The 6221-nt window shown below is 68.1% G+C and carries 6 protein-coding genes and 1 pseudogene; 1 reads left to right on the forward strand and 6 read right to left on the reverse strand.

Annotation, left to right across the window (positions count from 1 at the left end; all coding sequences use genetic code 11):
- Nucleotides 1–4 precede the first annotated feature (4 nt).
- The 3 genes from MH112_RS02365 to MH112_RS02375 form a co-directional block, all read right to left on the reverse strand.
- Entirely contained in the window at nt 5–1198 is a 1194-nt protein-coding gene (locus MH112_RS02365; protein WP_296563259.1) for an efflux RND transporter periplasmic adaptor subunit, read from the reverse strand.
- The gene (locus MH112_RS02370; protein WP_296563260.1) at nt 1195–2448 is read right to left on the reverse strand and encodes a TolC family protein; all 1254 of its coding nucleotides are present in this window, start codon (nt 2446–2448) and stop codon (nt 1195–1197) included. Before MH112_RS02370 ends, MH112_RS02365 begins: the two co-directional genes overlap by 4 nt.
- Before the next feature lie 467 nt (nt 2449–2915).
- Nucleotides 2916–3581 carry a cation transporter gene (locus tag MH112_RS02375; RefSeq protein WP_296563262.1) on the reverse strand — a complete coding sequence of 222 codons (666 nt, stop codon included), beginning with the start codon at nt 3579–3581 and terminating at the stop codon, nt 2916–2918.
- Between the two features lie 76 nt (nt 3582–3657).
- On the opposite strand from MH112_RS02375, the gene MH112_RS02380 reads away from it, so the two are divergent.
- Nucleotides 3658–4128 (forward strand): helix-turn-helix domain-containing protein, encoded by a 471-nt coding sequence (locus tag MH112_RS02380; RefSeq protein WP_296563263.1) that lies wholly within the window; start codon nt 3658–3660, stop codon nt 4126–4128.
- 107 nt (nt 4129–4235) lie between these two features.
- Here the strand turns inward: MH112_RS02380 and MH112_RS02385 are convergent, their stop codons facing one another.
- The 3 genes and pseudogenes from MH112_RS02385 to MH112_RS14950 form a co-directional block, all read right to left on the reverse strand.
- The gene (locus tag MH112_RS02385; RefSeq protein ID WP_296563265.1) at nt 4236–4469 is read right to left on the reverse strand and encodes a hypothetical protein; all 234 of its coding nucleotides are present in this window, start codon (nt 4467–4469) and stop codon (nt 4236–4238) included.
- Between the two features lie 318 nt (nt 4470–4787).
- Nucleotides 4788–5714, reverse strand: coding sequence for a site-specific integrase (locus MH112_RS02390; protein WP_296563267.1), 927 nt, complete (start codon nt 5712–5714; stop codon nt 4788–4790).
- 33 nt (nt 5715–5747) lie between these two features.
- Nucleotides 5748–5993, reverse strand: a pseudogene (locus MH112_RS14950) (Arm DNA-binding domain-containing protein); the annotation flags it as partial.
- Nucleotides 5994–6221: the final 228 nt, after the last annotated feature.

Here is a 6221-nt window from a genome sequence, read left to right on the forward strand (position 1 = left end):
GCCCCTAGTGGCCGTGCTCGGCCTCGCCCTTGGCGAGTTCGGCTTTCAGGAGGAAGGCGTTAGCCCCGGCGATGCGTTCGGCCCCGGTCAGGCCGCTCAGGATCTCCGTGCGATCTCCCGCCTGCCGACCCGCGAGGACCGGAACGGCCCGGAAGCCTTCAGCGGTGCGAACGAATACGACGTTGGCCCCCTCGACCGTCTGCACGGCCTCGGACGGAACGGTGAAGCCGCCGACGGCCTGGCCGGTGACGATGCTACCGGACACCGCCGACCCCGCCGGGGGCAGCACGCCTCCCGTCGGACGCGCGCGAATGACGGTCGCGCCGCTCTCGGCGCCGGCTCCGGCGGCGACGCCGGTTACCACGGCGTCGAACTCCCCGGCTGGTCCCTGCACCCGAATAGCGCTGCCCGCGCGCACCTGGACCGCGAGCGCCGGCGGGGCGTTGAAGACGATCTCGACCCGCGCGGGGTTGGTGACCTCTGCGATCACCCCGCCCTGGGCCGCGAAACCGCCCGGCCCGACCTGGACACTGGTGACCACGCCCGAGATGGGGCTTGTCACGCTCAGCCGACCGGAGGCGTTGGGCGATCCGGCCGCCGATGCGCGGGCGCGGGCGGCACGGGCCGCCGCCTGGGCGCTGAGCGCCTGGGCATGGGCGACCTCGGCATCGCGACGGGCCACGACGCCCTGATCGGCCAAGCTCTCTTCGCGACTGTGCGCCTGTTCGGCGGCGATGGCGTTGGCATCGGCCGCATCGGCGTCAGCGCGAAGGCTGGCGGCGTCGCCGCTGAAGAGAATGGCCAGAGACTGCCCGGCGCGCACGGACTGACCCGGCGCGACCAGAACGCGCTCGACCCGTCCGCCGACGGACGCCGCGACGGCGGCTCTGGCGTCGATCATCGGTTCAACCCGGCCCGACAGGCGGGTTTCGCCGCCGCCGCCGCCGGTCACGGCGACGATCGCGATGTTGGCGGCGGTGATCTGGGCCGCCGTCAGCACGACGACCCCTTCTTCGCCGCCCTCTTCCTCGCCCTCGGCGTGTTCGCCTTCCTCCTCGGAATGCCCGGCTTCACCCTCCGCCGCCGGAGCCTCGGCGGGTGGGCGGGTCATGGCATAGAGCCCGGCGCCGCCCAGGACGACGACGGCGGCGACCCCGGCCATCAGCCAAGTCTTGTTGATCGGTGATGTGCGTTTCATAGCGATGTTCCAAAGGGGGCGCGGCCTTGCAGGCGCGCGAGGTCGATTTCGGCCCGGACCCGCGCAAGGCGGGCGTCCACGGCGGCGTTGCGGGCGGCGATGAGGGCGGCGCGGGAAGACCGCAGTTCGAGTTGGGAGATGCGTCCCGCCTCGAACCCGATCCGCGAGAGGCGATAGGCTTCCTCCGCGGCCGTGACGCCGGCGTCGCTGGCGGTGACGCGGCTGACGGACGCTCTCAGACGGGCTTCGGCGGCGTTGCGATCCGCCTCCGCTTCCTGACGCGCGCCCATCAACCGGGCGTCGGCGGCGCGGAAGTCCGCCTGGGCGGCTTCGATATTACCCCGGTTCCGGTCGAACAGAGGCAGAGGGAGGCTAAGCCCGAAGGTCAGGGCGGTCGCGTCCTCGGCCTCGTAGCGACGCACCCCGACCGAGGCGCGGACATCGGGCCGGGCGCGGATGCGTTCGACCTCAATCCGGCTTTCGGCCGCCGCCCGCTCGGCCTCGGCCACGCGGACCAGGGGCGTCGCGTCGGGCGTCACGGGCGCTGCGGCGGGCACCCGGTCGATCAGGCTGGTGTCGATCGAGGTGACCGGCGTTGGCAGCATTGCCACGGCGGTCAGCCGCGCGAACGCCGCGTCCCGTTCCGCCTCGGCCTCATCGAGCGTCGCGCGGGCAGCGGCGGCTTCGCTCTCGCCCTGTATGCCGCGCAGCAAGGGCTCGCGCCCCTCTTCGACCAGGATCAGCGCCGCGCGGGTGTCGGCGATGGTGACCGTCAAGGCCTCCTCGGCCAGCTGGAACCGCCGCTGGGCGGCTTCTGCCTCCGCATAGACCAGGGCAAGCCTCGCCCCCGCCTCGACGGTCGCCAGATCACGCCTCAGCCCCGCTGTGCCGGCCTCGGCTCTCGCGACCTCGACCCGCGCGCCGCGACGCCCCCACAGTTCCAGATCCTGGGACAGCGACAGAGTTGTCTCGGCGTTGTCGTAGCCGGAGAAAGGACCTCTGCCGAAGGCGTTCTCCGCCTCCAAACCCAGTTCAGGGTTAGGACGGACCCGTGCCTGACGGACTCGCGCCTCGGCCGCGTCGAGCAGAGCGCCGGCCTCCACAGTGGTCGGCGTCAGGCCGATGCGTTCAAGCAGCGCCTCGAACGAAGGCGCGGGATCGGCCCAGGCCGGGCCGGTGACCGCCGTCGCCATCGCGACCACGGCGCAGCCGGTCGCGAGACGCGACCGGCCAGATTTCAGGGGTGGCATGTTCCATATCCCAGCAATTCCAGACGATTGACGCGCGCCAAAGGGCGCAGGGCATCGTCAGGCTCTGGGAGGGCGTTCCAGGCCGCTGGGCGCGCGAGACGCCAAGGGCTCGTCAGTCGGTCGCAACAGGCTTGGAGCGACTGTCGCCGTCATCGCGACGGATTGGATCGAAGAGGGCATCGCGGTGCCGCCGTGATGGCAGTGGCCGTGCGAGCAGATGGCGTGACTGTCAAGATCATCGACAGGATCGGCCGGGGTTTCCCTCACAGTCTCCGAGGCGTGGGCGGTCGCCATTTCCGGGGCGCAGGTCGCGGCCTCGACGGCGGACACGAGGACGAACAGGGCCAGGAACGACGCGAGTAGCGCCGCCATCCAACCTTGTCTGGCCGAGAAAAATCCCATGGCCTCCCATAACACGGTCCGCCGCCACTGCAATTGCACCATAGTCGACCCGTTGCGTCCTTTTATCATGACTGGGTCTGCGGCTGGCGTGTGGCCGCCTTCAGCTCTGCCCGCGACTGGCTGACGATCGACCAAGCGGATTGCAGGAACACCGCGGCGAGGATGCCGCCGGCGATCAGGTCGGGCCAGCGCGAAGCGGTCAGCCAGACCAGGCCCCCGGCGGCGGCCACGACCAGGCTCTCGATCAGGTCGTTGCGCGTGCAGAGCCAGACCGAACGGACATTGGCGTCGCCGTCGCGGTGACGCACGAGCAGCAGGGCGGCGACGGCGTTGGCGAGGAAACCAAACAGGCCCAGGCCGGTGATCACCGCCCCTTCGGGCGGCGCGCCCGAAACCGCCCGCCAGATGGCGAAGCCGAGGATGAACACGGCGAGGAGTCCCAGGCTTGCGCCCTTGAGCAGGGCGGCGCCGGAACGGACCTGCACGGACTTGCCGATCGCCCACAGGCTGATGGCGTAGGTCGCGCTGTCGGCGAGGAAGTCCAGCGCATTGGCCCCGAGAGACGCCGAGCCCTGGGCCAGGGCACCGCCCGCCACGGCCGCGAAGGCCACGGCGTTGATGGCGATCACAGCCAGCAGGATGCGGCGGTAGGCGGGCGAGGCGCCGTCGAACTTGACGGTCGCGCCGCAACAGGCGGCGGCGGGTCTGTCCTGGATCAGGGGCTCGGTCATCAGAGGCTCCGGCTGGGCGTCGGACGACCTATGCATCCTCTAGCCGCTAGAGGATCAAGCGGTTATTCTTCACGCCATGGCTTCTTCCGTCCCCTCGCCTCTTCGATCCATCGGCACGCTGGCTACGGCTACGGGCGTGAAGGTCCCGACCATCCGCTTCTATGAGCAGATCGGGCTTCTGGCGCCACCGCCCCGGACAGCCAGCGGCCGGCGGCTGTATGACGACGCCGCCCTGCGCCGGCTGTCCTTCATCCGTCATGCGCGTCAGCTGGGGTTTGACCTCGACGCCATCCGCTCCCTGCTCGATCTGTCCGACCATCCGGACCGACCCTGCGGCGAGGCCAATGCGATCGCCGAGCGTCATCTGTCCGACGTCACGGAGAAGATCGCGCAACTCCAAGCGCTGCGCACCGAACTGTCGCGGATGTCGGCGGAATGCGCTGGCGGCCGGGTCTCGGCCTGCAAGGTGATCGAGGTGCTGCACGATCATGATCTGTGCGCGGCGGAGGATCACCGGGCGTCCACGGTCGCGGACTTCAGAGCTTGAGCTTGGCCCACCGGCGAGGCGCGCTCTTCCGCCCAGGTGCGGTCTAGGCGCTGCATCTGCGTCCTTCTCTCCACAAGTGGCAAATTGCCTTCAACGGCAACGAAAGTTCAGGCTGACTTTGCGGAACCCCCTCCGCCAAGCCTCGGAATCAGCTGGATGTAGGTCAATGCGGCCAGCAGTTCGATCAAGGTCTGGGTGACGATGATCGCCAGAACCAGGGGAATGGCTCCCGGCAGGACCCCGGCCAGCGGAACGACCAGCGAGTTGCGGCTGCCGGCGCTGAAGGCGACGGTGCGACGGCCTCCGGCGTGAGACGCGCCTCGCGAGACGGCCGAACCCATGATAGGGCAAGCACGGCAAAGGCCACATAGAACGGCACGACATTCAATGTCCGTCCAGGCTCGGCCCGAAGTGCGGCACGACGGCGGCGACCACGATGAACAACAGCAGGACCGTCGCAAGCCTGGGCGCCAGGCCGAGCTAGGCTGACACTCGCTCCCCCGCCGTGCGTCTCGCCGCCCAGGCCTGCACTCCGGCCGCCAGCGCGAAGGGAATGGCGATCAGCCAGATAAAGGCCCGCCTGAAAGCGGACGTTCTGAACAACAGCTAAGAGCCCATCTGCGACCTTGGCAAAAATGGCCTGCTCAAGCCCGCCGCGCCTACTCTGATGCAGCCTCCGGCTTCACCTTCGTCACCTCGTCCAGGTGATCTGACCACCAGCGCATCATGGTACGGCGCCCGCTAAGCCATTCGGCGGCGTTGTAGACGGAGCGGATGTCGCCCTCGGCGTGGGCGAGTTGGAGTTCGATCCAGTCGCGGTTGAACTCCTGCTCATTGAGCACGGTGGAGGCCGTAGAGCGGAACCCGTGCACGGTCGCGCGCCCATGGTAGCCCATGCGATAGATCGCATAGATCATCGTGTTCTCGGAGATCACGCCGCTGCGGGTCGGGGCCGGGAACAGTAGTTCGGAACGGCCAGCTGCTTCCTTGATCTCGGCCAGGATTTTGACCACCTGCGGCGTCAGGGGCACCAGGTGGTCACGGCGCATCTTCATGCGCGACGCAGGAATTCGCCAAAGCGCCACCTCTCCTTCCAGGTCTTCGAACTCGGACCAGCGCGCGAAGCGGACCTCGGACGTGCGGACGAAGGTGTGGATCAACAGCTCGAGGGCGAGCTTCGTCTGCGCCGCGCCGTTGTAGACGGCGAGGTCTTGCATGAACTGCGGAAGGTCCTTCGGGAGGATGGCGGAGCGCCGTTTGGCCGGCGGTGCGCTCTTCAAGGCGCCGCGGAGATCGGCGGCGGGATCCCTGGGGCACACCCCCAAGGCGACGCCGTATCGGAAGATCGCGCTGGCCATCTGCAGCACCCTGCGAGCCATTTCTGGCGCACCTCGGCCCTCAATGCTGCGGATCGTCGAGAGCAACTCGACGGGCTCAATCTCAGCGATGGGCCGACGCCCCAGATAGGGGATCAAATCGGCGTCCAGGCGCGCCTTCAGCCGATCTGAATAGCTGGGCACCCATCCATCCTTGCGGGCGTCAAACCACTCATTGGCCACCGCCTCGAAGGTGTTTGCGGCCGCCATCCTCTTCCGGGCTTTTGCGACTTTGCGCTCGTGAGCAGGATCCATGCCCTTGGCGAGCAGCTCACGGGCGTCATCCTTTGCTCTGCGCGCCTCTCGCAGAGACACGGCCGGATAGGCCCCGAGGGCCAGTAGCTTTTGCTTCCCACCGAACCGATAACTGAAGCGCCACAGGCGTGACCCGCTGGGGTTCACCAACAGGAATAAGCCCTCGAAATCACTGAGTTTACGGGGCTTCGATTCGGGCTTGAGGCTGCGTAGCTGGGTGTCTGATAGGGGCATGTTGTTGGTATCGCGCGGCGATCTGTTGGTATCAAGCCCGAGGCGTACCAACAGGTGATCCGCATGCGGGTGAAACCGATTGAGCCAGAGAATGTGCGCAAAATAGTAAAAACGCTTTTTAATCAGCTATTTACCATGTCGCTACGGGCTAGAGGCAAACCCCGCGAAACACTCCGCTGGTGGGCCCGGCAGGACTCGAACCTGCAACCAGACCGTTATGAGCGGCCG

It is taken from the genome of Phenylobacterium sp. (genome assembly GCF_022402485.1).
Classification (GTDB): Bacteria; Pseudomonadota; Alphaproteobacteria; order Caulobacterales; family Caulobacteraceae; genus Phenylobacterium.